A 15,224-nucleotide genomic window follows, 5' to 3' on the forward strand; every position below is an offset into this window, starting at 1 on the left:
TTTAAAACTCGAGTTGCAATTCACTTTGGAGTGAAGGTGTAAACCCACCCCTACCCCTCCAGGGAGGGGAATCGGTGAACGATTGTCATCCCCCTGCCCCCTTCAAAGGGGGACTTAGCTTCAAAAACTATTCTCCTCCTCGGAGGGGTAGGGGGTGGGTTCATCGCAACTTGGGATTTATACTTTAGCTTATCGCTACAACCTTCTCTTTTTCGCGGTTTTTGATACTTGCGGGGATGCAGGTCAGGATTTCCTCGCGCAGCGCCTCTATCAGCTTCTTCTTCAGAAAACTGCGGTGGATTACCAGACTCACCTCGCGCAGCGGCTGCGGCTCCTCAAAGTTGCGCACCAGCTTTTGTTTCTCAGACGGCATATCCAGCACCGACAACTCCGGCAGCAGCGTCAGGCCGTGCTGGGTTTCTACAATGCGCTTGAGCGTTTCCAGGGAGCCGCTCTTGTAATCGAGGTGGCTGCCGGGGTCGGCGCTACCGCCGCGGTTACAGATATTGAGCACCTGGCTCCGGAAGCAGTGGCCTTCGTTCAGCACCCACAGCTGGCTGGTGTCCAGCTCATCGGGGGTAATGTGGCTTTCCCTGGCCAGCGGGTGCCCAGGGTTGATATAGGCCACAAAGGCCTCATAGAACAGGGGCAGCTCCTTTATACTTTTATTGCCCAGCGGCGTCACCAGCAGTCCCACGTCCAGCAGTTCGTGGTTCAGTTTCTCCACAATCTCGTCGGTGAGCAGCTCCTGCACCACCACGCGCACCTGCGGGTGCTTCTGCAGAAAGCTCGTGATGAACAGCGGAATCAGGTAAGGGGCCAGTGTGGGGATAACGCCGATGCGCAGCTCCCCGCTCAGCTCCAGTTTCTGGTTCTGCACCAGCTCCTGAATTTTCTTGCTCTCGGCCAGCACCACGCGCGCCTGCGCGATAATCTCCTTCCCCAGTTCTGTAGGACGCACCGGCACCCGGCTGCGGTCAAACAGCTGCACGCCCAGCTCCTCCTCCAGCTTCTGCAGCTGCATACTCAGGGTTGGCTGTGTCACGAAGCAGTTCTCTGCGGCGGTGGCGAAGTGGCGGTAGGTGTCTACGGCTACCAGGTATTCTAACTGTACTAAAGTCATTTCTCAAGATAAGGATAATCTATACTTCATAGGGCTCTACCCTCCTGCAAAAGTACCTTATAAACTTTAGCTATCAAAGTATAAAAACAATCAATTTGATATATATAACCAAAAGGGGGACCTTTGTATCAACCTAAAAGCAAAGCAACAGACGAAAATAAAACATGGAAAAACTATCGAATATCGGACTACAGAAAGAAGACAGCAAGCAGGTAGCTGAAAAACTGAACGAGCTGCTGGCGAACTATCATGTATACTACCAGAACCTGCGCGGCTTCCACTGGAACATCAAAGGGGTGTACTTCTTCCAGCTGCACGACAAGTTTGAAGAGCTCTACAACACAGCTCTGAGCAAGATAGACGCTATTGCCGAGCGCATCCTGACCATCGGCCAGCAACCGCTCCATACTTTCTCAGAGTACCTGCGCGTGTCAAGTATAAAGGAGGCCGGCAACCTGAGCGACGGCAAAGAGACTGTGCAGGCCACGCACCAGAACCTGAGCACCCTGCTGGACCTGGAGCGGGAAATCCTGAAACTGGCAGCCGAAACCGGCGATGAGGGCACTGTGGCCCTTATCAGCGAGGACATCCACGAAAACGAGAAAACGCTCTGGATGCTGAGCGCCTTCCTGAGCTAAAGAATTAGACAAAGGACAAAAGACATAAGACTTGATAAGAGTATGAGCTGCCATGGCCATACTTCTACTTATCCATTACTCAATAATCATAATTCATTCATCATTAACAAAGAAATGACGCAAAATAGAATTTTATCAGTTGGTTCGGTTTTCCCGGAGTTTAAGAAGCAGGCTGTTGTATCCATCGAGAAAGGCAAGGAGTTTTACGAAATCTCCAGCGAAACGCACCGCCACAACGAGCAGTGGATGGTGATGTTCTGGTGGCCGAAAGACTTCACGTTTGTGTGCCCTACCGAGATTGCCGAATTCAACAAGAACTACGACGAGTTCCGCGACCGTGACGCTGTGCTGATTGGCGCCTCTACCGACTCGGAGTTCGTGCACGCCGCCTGGCGCCGCGACCACGAGGACTTGCGCGACCTGCGCTTCCCGATGCTGGCTGATACTTCCAAGTCGCTGGCCGAGGAGCTGGGTATTCTACAAGCAGAGGAGAGAGTGGCCTACCGCGCCACCTACATCGTAGACCCGCAAGGAATTATCCGCTGGGTGAGCCTGAACGATTTGAACGTGGGCCGTAACGTGGCCGAGGTGCTGCGCGTGCTCGACGCCCTGCAAACTGACGAGCTTTGCCCATGCAACTGGCAGAAAGGCGAAGAAACCATCACTGCCTAACCTTCACGCGCGCTAGGCGCACTTCATATATAGTTTATTTAGACACAAGTATGGCGCGGTGGCTAGGCTGGTCTCCTATTGCCTGGCTACCCGCCGCCATACTTATACTTTAGTTTTGAATCCAACCAAACTAAAACATCCCTTATTATGCTGACTGCAACACAAGAAACAAAGATAGATTTACTAAAAGACCTGGGCCTGCCGGAAGAAAGCACTTTCGCTGCCCTGGAAAAACTGACAGAAACCGAATCACGCTACCTCCGCGACCTGCGCGTGAACCTGAAAAGCGCCCTGGCCGGTGAGACCCTAAGTATAAAGGAGGCGTACCTGCTGGCCCTGTCGGCGGCGGCTAACGAGGAAAACGAGGTGCTGGTGAAGGCTTTTGAAGAGAAGGCGCTGGAGAACGGTGCCGAACTAGGCGAAGTAGCCGAGGCCATCGCCTGCGCCTCCCTGCTAGCTACTAATAACATCCTCTACCGCTTCCGCCACTTTGCTGGCAAGGAGGAGTACGAGCAGCAGCCTGCCCGCATTAAAATGAACATCATGATGAAGCCGGTGCTGGGCAAGGAGTTCTTCGAGCTGATGAGCCTGGCCATCTCAGCCATCAACGGCTGCGAGCGCTGCGTTACCTCGCACGAGGCCTCTGTGATGCAACTGGGCACCAAAGAGCCACGCATCTTCGACGCTATCCGTGTAGCTGCCGTGGTGGTAGGTTTGAGCAAGATTATCAAATAGTATCCCTAAAGCTAAGTTAAGTTACCTGAAAACACCCGCAGTTTCTGTGGGTGTTTTTGTTTTGCCTCCCCAGCAGGGAAGAAGGTTGGAAAGGGCACTTTTATACTTTGAATAGATGCACGTGGCACTACCACAGGCAAGAAACAGCCGAGGTCTATTCATGGGCTATGGCCCGATTAGAACCCGCATCTTCCTTGGTTAATAAGGCTAACAGCTGGCATAAATAGGCATTTTCGCGCTCAAAGTCTTTCTGCAGGTTCCACTCCTGCAGGATAACAACCACAACTTTTTGCTCGGGCAGTATCAGAATGTGTTGCCCGCCTTTGCCTCTCGCGGTGTAAACTGGCTTATTGTTATAGCTGAAGAGCCACCAGGAGAAACCGTATCCTACCTCCTGATAGCAATCTAAGGTGCGAAATGCGTTGCTCTGCCTTGTATAGTTTGTGAAGCTCTTCTCCACCCACGCAGAGTCCAGGAGCTGCTTCCCGTTCACCTTACCTTTGTTGAGGTATAATTCACCAAACCGGGCAAGATCACGGGCTGTAAAGTATGTCTCGTCACCGCCGGCGTAGTAGCCATCCACCTTTCGCCAGAAACCACACTGTATGCCCAATGGCTTAAACAGCTTTTCCTCGGCAAACTCCTTGGTGGTGGTATTAGACGCCTTTGTAATTACAGCGGATAGCAGCATGTGGGAGCCAGTAAAATACTTAAACTCCTGCCCTACTTTAGTTTCAGACACCTCCTCCTTCATGAGCACCTGCTCAACGCCCTGCGGCCCGTCCCAACCGGTAAACCCGCCGCGCATGGATAACAGATGTGCTACCGTTACTTTATCTTTTGATTCCCCCGAAACATTTCCTTGGTACTCCGAAAAGTATGGCATCACATACTCGTCTTCTGATTTTAGATAGCCTTCCTGAACCGAAAGACCGGCGAGCGCAGCAGTTATACTTTTGGTAACAGAGTGGACATTAAAGGCACTGTACCTGGTGGCTCCCTTCTGATACTTCTCCGCGATTAATTTCCCATCCTGGACAACTACCAGCCCTCTAAGCCTTTCCCAACCTTCGATTGCCTGGAGGTAACCTGCAATATCCTCTGCCGCATACCCGGCACTTTCGGGTGTGGCGGTTTGCCAGTTATAAGGCTCATGGCTCACCTCAAGGGACTGTGACACAGTGAAGGGCAGCGACAGGTTAAGCGGGTGCCACTCGAAGAAGTAGTTCATCGCATTCACCACCAGCAAAATAGTAGCTGCCGACGCAAGACCAAGTATAAATTTGAGTCGGCGTTGCTTGCGCCAAATTAAAAGTATAGCCGTGAACAGCAGCACAAGCACCACCAGAATATACTCGATGGCATTAGGGTATGGTAAATGAAAGTAGTCGTCCTTTATTTTGTAGGCGATGGCGATGCAGAGTCCGGTAAGGAGGGTAAAGGTGAGGTAAAGTGTTTTCATTTAAATTTTAGGGGATGATGGTTTTAGCGTGCTTAGCTAGAAGTATAGCAAAGGTTTAAATATGTTTTGTGCTTGCCCATCCTGCGATAGCCAGTTGCAAAATGATTCTTTACTTATTCTTCCTCAGCCCATTTAGTTTTGTAAGTGTCTCCGGATTTTCCCTTATCGACAAAGCCTTTTTGAGGTGCTCTATGGCTTTCTTCCTGTCTCCCTTCTTACTGTAATAGTCGCCTAAGGCATCGTATACACCAAAGCTCTGCGGGTAATTAGTTTTATTTAGCTGCAAGAAGCCAAGAGCTTTATCGGGCAAATCCCGGTTCAGGCAAGCAAGAGCAAAGGAATATACCAGTGACTCGGGCGGCAGCACCTTATAGCCTATCTTTGTGGATATACTGTCGTAATAATCCTCTACAAACTGGGCATTGAAAGTGGCGGCGTGCACACCTGCTTCTGGTATGGGTAAGGGCTCAAAAGCTAGCATTGCACGCATAGCATCATTGACAGCATGAAGCGAAAGGGAGAAATGAGTCTCACCCGCATAATATTTCCACTTCAGAGACTTATTGCTTTGCCTGTCCAGCAGATCTGAGAATTCCATATTTGCCCTCACATGAGTTATACTTGTCGGGTCCTGCTTAACGGCAAGCACCGAATCAGCTAACGCTAAGAAAAGCTTCTTCCCTTCTAAATTACCCTTTTTGAAGTTGTTTTTCGCTTTCTTCAGGACCAACTTATCATCCCACCATAGGCTAGGGTCAATGGCTACATAGGAGTCGAAAAGTTCCGGCTTATCCACCAGCGTGTTTGTCACCAGCAAGCCTCCAAAAGAATGACCCACGAGCATGCGGTACTGTTCTGTGGGATACTTTGCATCAATGTAGGGTATCAGTTCTTTTTCCAGAAAGGCCGTGAACTTCTCGCCGCCACCCGATTGCCGTAGATATCTTGCCTCTGTCCCATCCCAACTTTTAGTCGAGTTGGTTGGAGTAAAATCGCGGGTGCGGTTTGTATTTACGACAGCCACCACAATCATTTCAGGAATAATGCCTGCCCCGTTCTCCGAACTTAGGAAATGCATGAGTCCTGTAACCGCCTGAAAGTGCCAGTCTCCATCGAGGAGGTAAAGTACGGGGTAACGTTTGGGGGCAAAATAATCCCCGTAGTATTCCGGCTGCTTTGGTACATGTACCCATATCTCCCGAGCCTCACCTAACACCTGCGACTGTAAGCTGTCTATAACACCAATCTCGATCCTTCCGTGCTGCGAAAAGCCTGTCGAGGAAAATAGTAACAACAAGGCGAGGAGAAGCTTTTTCATTTCTTCTTGTTTAGGTGAACCGGCAGGTAAATAACCATCAGGGTATTGCTAGAATATGCAATAGAGTCTTAGTGTTGCACAGCAGGAGCAATACGCCTCTCATACTTCCAGCAACTGGTAGATAGAATGACTAGGTTATTCAATATAGTATATGTAAGTATAAATATAAAAATATATAAAGTATAAGCACCGCAAGTTGCCCTGTAAGTTGCCCTTCAAGTATAGCCAAAACAAAACCGCCTGCCACAGATGCAGCAGGCGGTTTAACCTTATTTAATATCAAATGTAATACTTACTTGGCGTAGCTGATGGCGCGCATCTCCCGGATAACGGTGATCTTGATCTGGCCAGGGTACTGCATTTCTTTCTCAATCTTCTGCGAGATGTCGAAAGAGAGTTGCTGTGCTTTCTCATCCGATACATTGTCGGCATCTACCATCACGCGCAACTCGCGGCCGGCCTGTATGGCGTAGCACTGGTTCACCCCGTCGAACGACACGGCAGCCTCTTCCAGCTCCTTCAAACGCTTGATGTACGACTCCATGATCTCGCGGCGGGCACCTGGTCTGGAGCCAGAGATGGCGTCGCAGGCCTGAATCAGCGGAGATATCATAGCCGTCATCTCGATCTCGTCGTGGTGGGCACCGATGGCATTGCACACGTCCGGATGCTCTTTATACTTCTTGGCCAGCTCCATACCAATAATGGCGTGCGGCAGTTCCGGCTCGTCTGGCGTTACCTTGCCGATGTCGTGCAACAGACCAGCGCGTTTGGCGTGCTTCACGTTCAGGCCCAGTTCGGCGGCCATAGTGGCGCATAGGTTGGCTACCTCGCGTGAGTGCTGCAGCAGGTTCTGTCCGTAAGACGAACGGAAGCGCATGCGGCCCACCATCTTAATCAGTTCCGGGTGCAGCCCGTGGATGCCTAGGTCAATAGCGGTACGCTCGCCTATCTCCACAATCTCCTCCTCGATGTTCTTGCGGGTCTTGGTTACCACCTCCTCAATACGGGCCGGGTGAATACGGCCGTCGGCCACCAGGCGGTGCAGCGACAGGCGCGCGATCTCGCGGCGCACCGGGTCGAAACCGGAGATAATGATAGCCTCAGGAGTATCGTCTACGATGATCTCCACGCCGGTGGCAGCTTCCAGGGCACGGATATTACGACCTTCACGGCCGATGATCTTGCCTTTGATATCGTCGCTCTCGATGTTGAACACCGATACGCAGTTCTCGATGGCATGCTCTGCGGCAGTACGCTGAATCGTTTCGATAACGATTTTCTTGGCCTCTTTGGTAGCCGTAAGTTTGGCCTGGGCCACAATGTCTTTGATGTGGGAGGAAGCGCGGGAAGTGGCCTCGTTTTTCAGGGCTTCTACCAGTTGCTCGCGGGCTTCGGCAGCCGTCAGGCCGGCTATTTTCTCCAGGCGGCCTACCACCTCTTCGTGTTGCTGCTCTACCTCCTCACGGCGTTTCTTGAGCTGCTCGTGCTGTGCGTGCAGGTGGTTTTTCTCTTTCTCCAGCTCCGCGTGCAGGGTTTCTTTCTCTTTATGAAGGTCAGCCTCCAGGCGCTTGGCCTGCTCCATTTGCTTGGTAACGTGCTGCTCGCGCTGCTTTACCTTGTTCTCGTTCTGGATGATGAGGTTCTTCTTCTTGTTCATCTCCTCCTCGAACTCGGCCTTCATCTTCAGGTATTTCTCCTTGGCCTCCAGAATGCGGTCCTTTTTGATGGTCTCCGCGTTCAGCTCGGCTTCGCGAATGATACTTTTGGCTCTCTGGCGAGCCTCTTCCTCCTGCTGCTTAAATACCTTCTGCAGCAGTACACGCCCAATCACTACGCCGATGATCAGCGAGACGAGGGCAGTTAGTACAATATAAAGGATGTCGGGCATAACTATAGCGTTTATGGTTTTTAAACACGTATAGCAAGCACCTGCAAAGGAGACATGGTATGGCTGATGGGCCTAAACGAAAGTATAGCCGAAAGAGGTAAAGGTTCTTCCGCCTATTTGCTCACCGATGATAAGAGATCGTCCAGAAGGTTGAGCTGCTGGTCTACCTGGGCTACATGGGAGGTATGCTCCTCCTCCAGCTTCACCTTTTCGGCCATGGCCTCAAATGCCACCATCGCCAGCAGGTCCTGCTTGTCCTGTATCCCAAATTGGTCCTTAAAAAAGCGCAGCCGCTCGTTCAGGATTTTCCCGACCGCTCTGATTCTTTCTTCTTCCTCTTCCTTCACCCGCATCGGATACTCGCGTTCCGCGATGCGAATCTTAATAGATAATTCACTCATCCGCTGCGTAGTTTATGGTTCGGCTTACCGACCTTTCCGAGCGCTTTAGTGGCTCATACTTAGTCCTGTAGGTAAGCAATACACTTATCAATTTCTCTGATATATTCGTTTAGCCTGAGCTTCAATTCTGTCGAATTTGCAGCATTTCCTGCTATCGCGTCTACAATTTTAACAATATTCTCCTGATTTTGAAAATTTTTTATCTGCTCATCCTTCTCCTCCAGAAGTCCTTCGAGCTCTTTTAGCTGCTGCTGAGCTTGCAAGAGCCTTTGTTGCACCTCCTGGTGGCGCTGAATCATTTTTCGCAGCTTATCTTCAATCTGCCGGAGTTGTTGTACTTGCGTATCCTTTGCCATAACATTACTTGCGGATAAAAGCTCCCAATTGCTTCTCGAATTGCTGCATCAGGCGGTTCATGGTGCTGTCAATCACCTTATCGGTCAGGGTTTGCTGCTTGTCCTGCAGGGTAAAGCTCAGGGCGTAGGCTTTCTTGCCCGCCTCGATTTTATCCCCCTCGTACACGTCGAACACATTCACGTCCTGCAGCAGCTTGCGCTCCACCCGGAAGGCTACCTTCTTCAGCTCGTCAAAGCTTAGGTGCTTGTCCACTACCAACGACAGGTCGCGGCGCACCTCCGGGAACTTCGACAGTTCCTCGGCCACCAGCTTGTCTTTATACTTCTTCAGGAGGTAATCCCAGTTCAGTTCAGCATACCATACCTGCTCCTTCACCTCCATCAGGCGGGTAATAGCGGTGTCCAGCATGCCGAGCTCGGCTATCACCGTACCATTTTTGGCGTAGGCGATGCCCTGGCGCATGTAAGGGTTCTCCGCCAGCTTCTGCACCTCAAAATCACCGGCGTTTAGCTTGCGCAGCACGTTCTGTACCACACCCGCCAGGTCGTGGAAGGCGGTTTTTATACTTGGCTGCTTCCAGCTCTCGGCCGTTACGTTGCCGGTCATGTAGAGCGACAGGCGGCGGCTTTCTTTATAATCGCCTTCCTGCAGTTCGTATACTTTGCCCAGTTCAAAAAGCTTCAGGTCGCGCTGGCGGCGGTTGATATTGCGGCGCAGCACCTCCAAACCTGAGAAAACCATGCTCTTGCGCAGCACGTCCAGGTCTTCGGAGTTATAGTTTACCACCTGCACCAGGTTGGCCGTTTCGCCGATGGCCTGGTAGTAGTTGGAGTTGGTAATAGAGTTGGTGATGATCTCGTGGAACCCGTTGGCCGCGATATAGCCCGCAATTGTTTCAGTTACGTCCTCGGCATAGGGGCTCGGGAACTTAGCCAGGAAAGTAGTGGCCAGGTTCTCGCTCATTTCGATGTTATTGAAGCCGTAGATGCGCAGGATTTCCTCCACCACGTCGGCCTCGCGGGTCACGTCCACCTTAAACGGCGGCACCGACAGCGTCAGGTCCGTTTCGGTTTCACTAGTGATCTCAATACCCAGATCAGTAAGTATAGATTTGATGCGCTCCACGCCGATGTGCTGCCCGATTAAAGTATGGGCGCGCGCAATGTTCAGCTTCACCTCATGGTTTTGGATGGGCTGCGGATACACGTCCACAATCTCGGAGCTTACCTCGCCGCCGGCTACCTCCTGCACCAGCAGGGCCGCACGCTTCAGGGCCGTGATGACCATGTTGGGATCGGTGCCGCGCTCAAAGCGGAAAGAGGCGTCTGTTTTGAGGCCATGCGCCATACCGGTGCGGCGCACGGAACTTGGTGAAAAGTAGGCGCTCTCGATAAAGATGCTGGTGGTGGCCTCCGATACACCGGAATCCTCTCCTCCGAACACGCCGCCAATGGCCATAGGCTCCTCGGCGTTGCAGATCATCAGGTCGGTGGCGTTCAGCTTGCGCTCCACACCATCCAGCGTTTTGAAGATAGTGCCGGCTTCCACATTCTTCACCACAATCTTATCGCCTTTGATCTTATCGGCGTCGAAGGCGTGCAGCGGCTGGCCCAGTTCGTGCAGCACGAAGTTGGTCACATCCACCACGTTGTTTATCGGCGAGAGGCCGATGGCGCGCAGGCGCTTCTGCAGCCATTCCGGCGATGGGCCCACGTTCACGCCCGAAACCGTCAGGCCAGCGTAGCGCGGACAGGCATCCGTATTTTGTATCTCCACCGCCACCGGGCGGGAAGTGTTATTTACCTTGAAAGCATCAGTGTCAGGCAGCTGCGCCTTCGCGTCGAGCAGTGCCTGCAGGTCGCGGGCCACGCCGAAATGCGAAGCGGCATCTGCGCGGTTGGGCGTCAGGCCAATTTCGAACACTTTATCAGAGCCCAGGCCGAAGAACTCGGCGGCTGGCGTTCCGTTCGGCAAATCAGTGTCCAGCACCATAATACCCTCATGCGACGTGCCGATGCCAATCTCATCCTCGGCGCAAATCATGCCTTCCGAGGCGGCCCCGCGGATCTTGGATTTCTTGATCTTGAAAGGCTCCCCTCCGGCAGGGTAAAGCGTGCTATTCACGGTGGCTACCACCACTTTCTGCCCGGCTGCCACGTTGGGCGCGCCGCACACGATCTGGCTTGGCTCCCCCGCCCCAATGTCCACGGTGGTGATGCTCAGGCGATCGGCATCCGGGTGACGCTCACACGTCAGCACCTCCCCTATCACGATGCCCTCCAGGCCGCCCTGCACCACGTCGAAAGTATGGATACCCTCTACCTCCAGGCCAGCGCCCGTCAGCAGCGTCCCTATTTCTTCAGCGGTTTTATCTGTATGTATGAGTTGTTTAAGCCAGTCGTATGAAATCAGCATGTTTAATCTGTGTTGGTTTTGTCTTGGCTACTGCCTGGGCAGCCGCCATTCCCCAAAAATAAGGATAATTATGATATGGGAGAAAGTTGGACAAAAGACTATTTGACAAAAGACTTTTAGAAGATGGTAAGGAGCAAATTATTCAATCCCTATACTTCTACCTCCTTTACCGGCAAGCCTTACTCCGGTTTCTCGTAGGTTTTCTCGCCGGCCGGTATGGCAACGCTCAGGCGATTCTCCTTGGGTGGCAGCGGACACACGTAATCGGGGTTAAAGGCGCAGAAGGGGCTATAGGCGCGGTTAAAGTCCAGCACTATCTTACTTTTCCCCTCCTCGTAGGGTATATCTAGGAACCGTCCTCCGCCATAGGTCTCGAAGCCGTTGGTTTTATCGGTAAAGGGCACAAATAGCTCCTCCTTGTTTTCGCCGCTCAGGCGCTTGTAAAGCGTAAGCTGGTGCTGCTGCCCCTCTACCTTAAAAGAGGCCTTGCCGTAGCGCAGGTAAGGTTCGTAGCTGCCGTTAGTAAGCGGCAAAAGCAGCGTATCCTGTTGGGCCAGCAGCTCTACGGAGGCAGTCAGGCGGTAATCGAGGTTAGGCTCGTAATACACCAGGTTCTTGAAGGCCCGGCGGCCGGCATCGTCAAAAGGGCTGCTACTGCGGCTCCGGAACGAAAGGTCTTTCTGTTCCCGCTCCTGCAGCAGAGGCTTAATGTAGTTATCGTCGTTAAAAAGGGCATCCTGAAGGAAGTAGAACATGACGAGCGCCAGGCCCGCCATTAAAACAAGTCTCAGCGGTCTTTGCATAAAACTCCGGGTTATAGTTTATACAAAGGTCGGAAATTTTTAGGGAGGAAAGTAGCGGTAAGGTAGAAGTACTTTAGCGGTTACAAAGTATAAATTTGCACTTTAGCTCTGGAATGCATAACTAGTACAGCCAAACGGCACTTTGGGCTTGCACGGAAACTAACAGGCACTCCGCTGTGTTCAGACATTTATACTTCAAAAACTAAACCCCGCATGAGAACTGCACTTTCTACTTTATTGATAATGTCGGCAATGGTATTTGCCTCCTGCTCCGGCAACGAACAGGAAAACACAACTACCGCTACCGTTCCGGCGGCCGATGTGAACCAGGCGCCTGCCAAACAAGTAGCACTAAACCCGCCGCACGGCGAGCCTGGTCACGACTGTGCCCTTCCGGTAGGTGCTCCGCTGGATGGCACCCCGCAGCCAAGACTTGTTCAGCCAAACTTATCGCCTATTCCGGCCAAAACCACGGTGGCCCCTGGCACGAACCCGCCGCACGGCGAGCCAGGCCATGATTGCGCCATTCCGGTTGGCGCCCCGCTTGGTCAGAAGTAAGATTATGATGGCAGCGGCTGAAGTATACTTCAGCCGCTGCTGCTTTATACTTTCAACTGCTCTTGCTTCGGCGTAGGCATTAGCCATACTTTATACTTTTCTAGCGCAGGCATCCTCTAAGCTGTTTCGGATATCCTTGTCCGGAACCACATCTGCTGCGGACTTCCAAGTCCGCGTAAGTCATACTTTGCTATACTTTTATACTTGCCAGTTTATACTTCCAATAGCCTCTGTTTCCCCCAACTGGACATAAGCTATTCTTACTAGCTACCGTTCATCCTCCAGACTTACATACCTATCGTTGCACCTCTGACTTTGGCTCTCTCCCAGGCCGGGAGGCCTCGCCTTCGGGCATCGCGCGGCGTGTCTGAAGCTGCTCCTCGCTCCGCTGCGGGCTGCCCTTCGGGCACCGGAAATCTACAAGGCGCTCCACCCAAAGGCTGGGATAAATTCGATAGCCGCTGCCCTTGCTGTCATCTCGACCAAAGGGAGAGATCTGAATAGGATTCCCAATAGTTCTCTCGCGCAGCTCGACATGACAGAGAACATGGTAAGTATAAATTCCCCTCTTGGGAGGGGCTAGGGGTGGGTTAATACTTTGTAGGGACAAATCGCGACCTTTCCACGCAAAAACTGATGCTACTAAACTTATACTTCAGCCAGAGTAATAACAGACTCCCCGCCTTAGCCAAGGAGGGGCCGGGGGTGGTTGGCCCCAGTACTACCAAAATCGCTTTACGGCAAACCCTTTACCCACCCTTTCCAGCCATACTATAACTTTATCGCCTCCCTCCTGTTCATAGCCTGGGACTCTACTGAACGGGGACTTATACTTCACAGGTATCCAGCGCTTTCCCATACTCTATCCATGCCCCATGCTTCGCCGTATGCCTTAATACCACTGTTTGTTATGCGAAAGAAAGAACACTACCAGAGCCTGATAAACCAGCTGGACCAGCTGCACCATGACGCTATTGCCCTGGAGGAAAAGTTGGGCTCCACCATCAAGGCTGTCCACCCGAAGTTTAAGAAAAGTGCCAAGAACCTGCTGCACTACCTGGCCTTGCGCCAGCACGACATCCGCGATCTGCAGGAGCAACTGGCGCAGCTGGGCTTATCGTCACTGGGCCGCTCGGAGGGGCATGTGCTGGCCAGCCTGCAGGCCGTGCGCCAGCACCTGTGCCGCATCGGCGACTGCAAGGACACCCAGAAAGAGCTGGCTGTGTCGTTTTTTGAAAACCGGGAGCTACTCGCCCAACACACAGAGGCCTTGCTTGGCCCAAAGCCGGAAAAACGCTCCACCCGCATCATGGTAACCCTTCCGTCCGAGGCTGCCGATCAGTATGAGCTGCTGCCGCGCCTGCTGAAGGCAGGCATGAACTGCGCCCGCATCAACTGTGCCCACGATACGGAGAAGGAGTGGCTCAGAATGGTGGAGAACATCCGTAGGGCTGAGCAGGAAACCGGCATCCCCTGCAAAATACTCATGGACCTGATGGGACCCAAGCTGCGCACCGGCCCGCTGAAGGAAGGCCCCAAACTGCTGGTGATACGCCCCATACAAGACAGCTTGGGCCAGGTGATTGAGGCTGCCAAAGTATGGCTCGCCCCGCAGGATGTGCCGCTGCCGAAAGATGCGGATGTCTGGCTGCCGGTGGACGCAAATTGGCAGGTGCAACTGCAGGAGGGCGACAGGCTATCCTTTAAAGATACCCGGGGCCGTAAAAGGTCTATGACGGTGATCAGGAGGGAGGAAAAAGGCGTACTGGCGCACCTGCTCAAAACGTCCTATGTCAACACAGGTACCGAACTGGTGCTGAAAGGGCAAAATGTTACCCAACGCTCCACCCAAATCGGAGAACTGAAAGCCCTGGAGCTACCCCTTGTACTGAAAAAGGGAAGCTTTCTGGTGCTGAACCGGGAACCTATCCCTGGCGAACCCGCCACTTTTGACGCGCAAGGACATGTGGTACAACCCGCACACATCTCCTGCACCTTGCCCGAGGTCTTCACGCAGACCAAGGTAGGGGAACCTATCCTCTTTAACGATGGCAAGATTGAAGGAGTGCTGGAGGAGGTAAGCCCGGACCGTCTGCTGGTAAAAATTACCTTTGCCAGTGGCAAAGGCAGCAGACTGCGCGCTGACCAGGGTATTAACCTGCCCGACAGCAAGCTCCATTTAAAAGGACTGACCGAGAAGGATTGCCAGGATCTTAAGTTTATAGCCAAACACGCCGATATCGTCAACCTTTCTTTTGTGAACCATGCCGATACGGTGGAGGCGCTGCACGAGGAACTTCGCCGGCTTAATGCCACGGATCTGGGCGTGATGCTTAAAATCGAAACCAAAGAGGGCTTCCGGAACCTGCCGCTCCTGCTCCTGACGGCAATGAAGACGCACCCCACCAGCATCATGATTGCACGCGGCGACCTGGCGGTGGAGTGCGGCTGGCAGCGATTGGCCGAGGCACAGGAGGAAATTCTGTGGCTCAGCGAGGCGGCGCACATGCCGGTAGTATGGGCTACCCAGGTACTCGAGACGCTGGCTAAGAAAGGACGGCCGTCGCGGGCGGAGATCACCGATGCAGCCATGTCGCAGCGCGCCGATTGCGTAATGCTTAACAAGGGGCCACATATCATACAGGCCATCGAACTGCTGCACGACATCCTGGTCCGCATGCAGGAGCATCAGCACAAAAAAACGTCCATGCTGCGGATGCTGCACATCTCGGACCTGGGCAACCTTATTCAGGAGTAACCCTTTCAGCATCAATAGCTTGCTTTATACTTTTTTACAGAAACTTGGTAATACAATTGCACTTTAATAAATTATATTTATACCTTTACAAGT

13 protein-coding genes are annotated in these 15,224 nt (G+C 52.6%); 5 read left to right on the forward strand and 8 right to left on the reverse strand.

Annotation, left to right across the window (positions count from 1 at the left end):
• Nucleotides 1-184: 184 nt before the first annotated feature.
• Entirely contained in the window at nucleotides 185-1,123 is a 939-nt protein-coding gene (locus BM040_RS08210; protein WP_092100014.1) for a hydrogen peroxide-inducible genes activator, read from the reverse strand.
• Nucleotides 1,124-1,287: 164 nt separating this feature from the next.
• Between BM040_RS08210 and BM040_RS08215 the strand changes: the two genes are divergently transcribed.
• The 3 genes from BM040_RS08215 to BM040_RS08225 all read left to right on the forward strand — a co-directional run bounded on the left by BM040_RS08215 (nucleotide 1,288) and on the right by BM040_RS08225 (nucleotide 3,168).
• Entirely contained in the window at nucleotides 1,288-1,761 is a 474-nt protein-coding gene (locus BM040_RS08215; RefSeq protein WP_092100015.1) for a Dps family protein, read from the forward strand.
• A 114-nt stretch (nucleotides 1,762-1,875) separates the two neighbouring features.
• A complete protein-coding gene (locus tag BM040_RS08220; protein ID WP_092100016.1) occupies nucleotides 1,876-2,433 on the forward strand; it encodes a peroxiredoxin in 558 nt (185 codons plus the stop codon).
• A 147-nt stretch (nucleotides 2,434-2,580) separates the two neighbouring features.
• On the forward strand, nucleotides 2,581-3,168 hold the full coding sequence (locus tag BM040_RS08225) for a carboxymuconolactone decarboxylase family protein (protein WP_092100017.1): 588 nt from the start codon (nucleotides 2,581-2,583) through the stop codon (nucleotides 3,166-3,168).
• A gap of 154 nt (nucleotides 3,169-3,322) precedes the next feature.
• On the opposite strand, the gene BM040_RS08230 is transcribed toward BM040_RS08225, so the two are convergent.
• The 7 genes from BM040_RS08230 to BM040_RS08260 all read right to left on the reverse strand — a co-directional run bounded on the left by BM040_RS08230 (nucleotide 3,323) and on the right by BM040_RS08260 (nucleotide 11,815).
• Nucleotides 3,323-4,630: a serine hydrolase domain-containing protein gene (locus BM040_RS08230; RefSeq protein ID WP_092100018.1), complete on the reverse strand. Its 1,308-nt coding sequence runs from the start codon at nucleotides 4,628-4,630 to the stop codon at nucleotides 3,323-3,325.
• 109 nt (nucleotides 4,631-4,739) lie between these two features.
• A complete protein-coding gene (locus BM040_RS08235; RefSeq protein WP_092100019.1) occupies nucleotides 4,740-5,948 on the reverse strand; it encodes an alpha/beta hydrolase-fold protein in 1,209 nt (402 codons plus the stop codon).
• Nucleotides 5,949-6,240: 292 nt separating this feature from the next.
• Nucleotides 6,241-7,839 carry a ribonuclease Y gene (rny, locus tag BM040_RS08240; RefSeq protein ID WP_092100020.1) on the reverse strand — a complete coding sequence of 533 codons (1,599 nt, stop codon included), beginning with the start codon at nucleotides 7,837-7,839 and terminating at the stop codon, nucleotides 6,241-6,243.
• A gap of 113 nt (nucleotides 7,840-7,952) precedes the next feature.
• Nucleotides 7,953-8,240 (reverse strand): cell division protein ZapA, encoded by a 288-nt coding sequence (locus BM040_RS08245; RefSeq protein ID WP_092100021.1) that lies wholly within the window; start codon nucleotides 8,238-8,240, stop codon nucleotides 7,953-7,955.
• 59 nt (nucleotides 8,241-8,299) lie between these two features.
• Nucleotides 8,300-8,596, reverse strand: coding sequence for a hypothetical protein (locus tag BM040_RS08250; RefSeq protein WP_092100022.1), 297 nt, complete (start codon nucleotides 8,594-8,596; stop codon nucleotides 8,300-8,302).
• Between the two features lie 4 nt (nucleotides 8,597-8,600).
• The gene (pheT, locus tag BM040_RS08255) at nucleotides 8,601-11,012 is read right to left on the reverse strand and encodes a phenylalanine--tRNA ligase subunit beta (protein WP_092100023.1); all 2,412 of its coding nucleotides are present in this window, start codon (nucleotides 11,010-11,012) and stop codon (nucleotides 8,601-8,603) included.
• Between the two features lie 179 nt (nucleotides 11,013-11,191).
• On the reverse strand, nucleotides 11,192-11,815 hold the full coding sequence (locus BM040_RS08260) for a DUF1684 domain-containing protein (RefSeq protein ID WP_092100024.1): 624 nt from the start codon (nucleotides 11,813-11,815) through the stop codon (nucleotides 11,192-11,194).
• Nucleotides 11,816-12,028: 213 nt separating this feature from the next.
• Between BM040_RS08260 and BM040_RS08265 the strand changes: the two genes are divergently transcribed.
• Nucleotides 12,029-12,373, forward strand: a complete 345-nt coding sequence (locus BM040_RS08265) for a hypothetical protein (RefSeq protein ID WP_139217783.1) — start codon at nucleotides 12,029-12,031, stop codon at nucleotides 12,371-12,373.
• Between the two features lie 910 nt (nucleotides 12,374-13,283).
• Nucleotides 13,284-15,131 carry a pyruvate kinase gene (locus BM040_RS08270; RefSeq protein WP_092100026.1) on the forward strand — a complete coding sequence of 616 codons (1,848 nt, stop codon included), beginning with the start codon at nucleotides 13,284-13,286 and terminating at the stop codon, nucleotides 15,129-15,131.
• Nucleotides 15,132-15,224 lie beyond the last annotated feature (93 nt).

Origin of the sequence: Pontibacter chinhatensis (genome assembly GCF_900113285.1) — a bacterium.
In the GTDB taxonomy this organism is placed as follows: Bacteria; Bacteroidota; Bacteroidia; order Cytophagales; family Hymenobacteraceae; genus Pontibacter; species Pontibacter chinhatensis.

What these genes read in the sequence shown, in the direction of transcription:
- BM040_RS08210 (WP_092100014.1), bottom strand. Translation starts at nt 1,123, where the DNA reads ATGACTTTAGTACAGTTAGAATACCTGGTAGCCGTAGACACCTACCGC.
- BM040_RS08215 (WP_092100015.1), top strand. Translation starts at nt 1,288, where the DNA reads ATGGAAAAACTATCGAATATCGGACTACAGAAAGAAGACAGCAAGCAG.
- BM040_RS08220 (WP_092100016.1), top strand. Translation starts at nt 1,876, where the DNA reads ATGACGCAAAATAGAATTTTATCAGTTGGTTCGGTTTTCCCGGAGTTT.
- BM040_RS08225 (WP_092100017.1), top strand. Translation starts at nt 2,581, where the DNA reads ATGCTGACTGCAACACAAGAAACAAAGATAGATTTACTAAAAGACCTG.
- BM040_RS08230 (WP_092100018.1), bottom strand. Translation starts at nt 4,630, where the DNA reads ATGAAAACACTTTACCTCACCTTTACCCTCCTTACCGGACTCTGCATC.
- BM040_RS08235 (WP_092100019.1), bottom strand. Translation starts at nt 5,948, where the DNA reads ATGAAAAAGCTTCTCCTCGCCTTGTTGTTACTATTTTCCTCGACAGGC.
- rny (WP_092100020.1), bottom strand. Translation starts at nt 7,839, where the DNA reads ATGCCCGACATCCTTTATATTGTACTAACTGCCCTCGTCTCGCTGATC.
- BM040_RS08245 (WP_092100021.1), bottom strand. Translation starts at nt 8,240, where the DNA reads ATGAGTGAATTATCTATTAAGATTCGCATCGCGGAACGCGAGTATCCG.
- BM040_RS08250 (WP_092100022.1), bottom strand. Translation starts at nt 8,596, where the DNA reads ATGGCAAAGGATACGCAAGTACAACAACTCCGGCAGATTGAAGATAAG.
- pheT (WP_092100023.1), bottom strand. Translation starts at nt 11,012, where the DNA reads ATGCTGATTTCATACGACTGGCTTAAACAACTCATACATACAGATAAA.
- BM040_RS08260 (WP_092100024.1), bottom strand. Translation starts at nt 11,815, where the DNA reads ATGCAAAGACCGCTGAGACTTGTTTTAATGGCGGGCCTGGCGCTCGTC.
- BM040_RS08265 (WP_139217783.1), top strand. Translation starts at nt 12,029, where the DNA reads ATGAGAACTGCACTTTCTACTTTATTGATAATGTCGGCAATGGTATTT.
- BM040_RS08270 (WP_092100026.1), top strand. Translation starts at nt 13,284, where the DNA reads ATGCGAAAGAAAGAACACTACCAGAGCCTGATAAACCAGCTGGACCAG.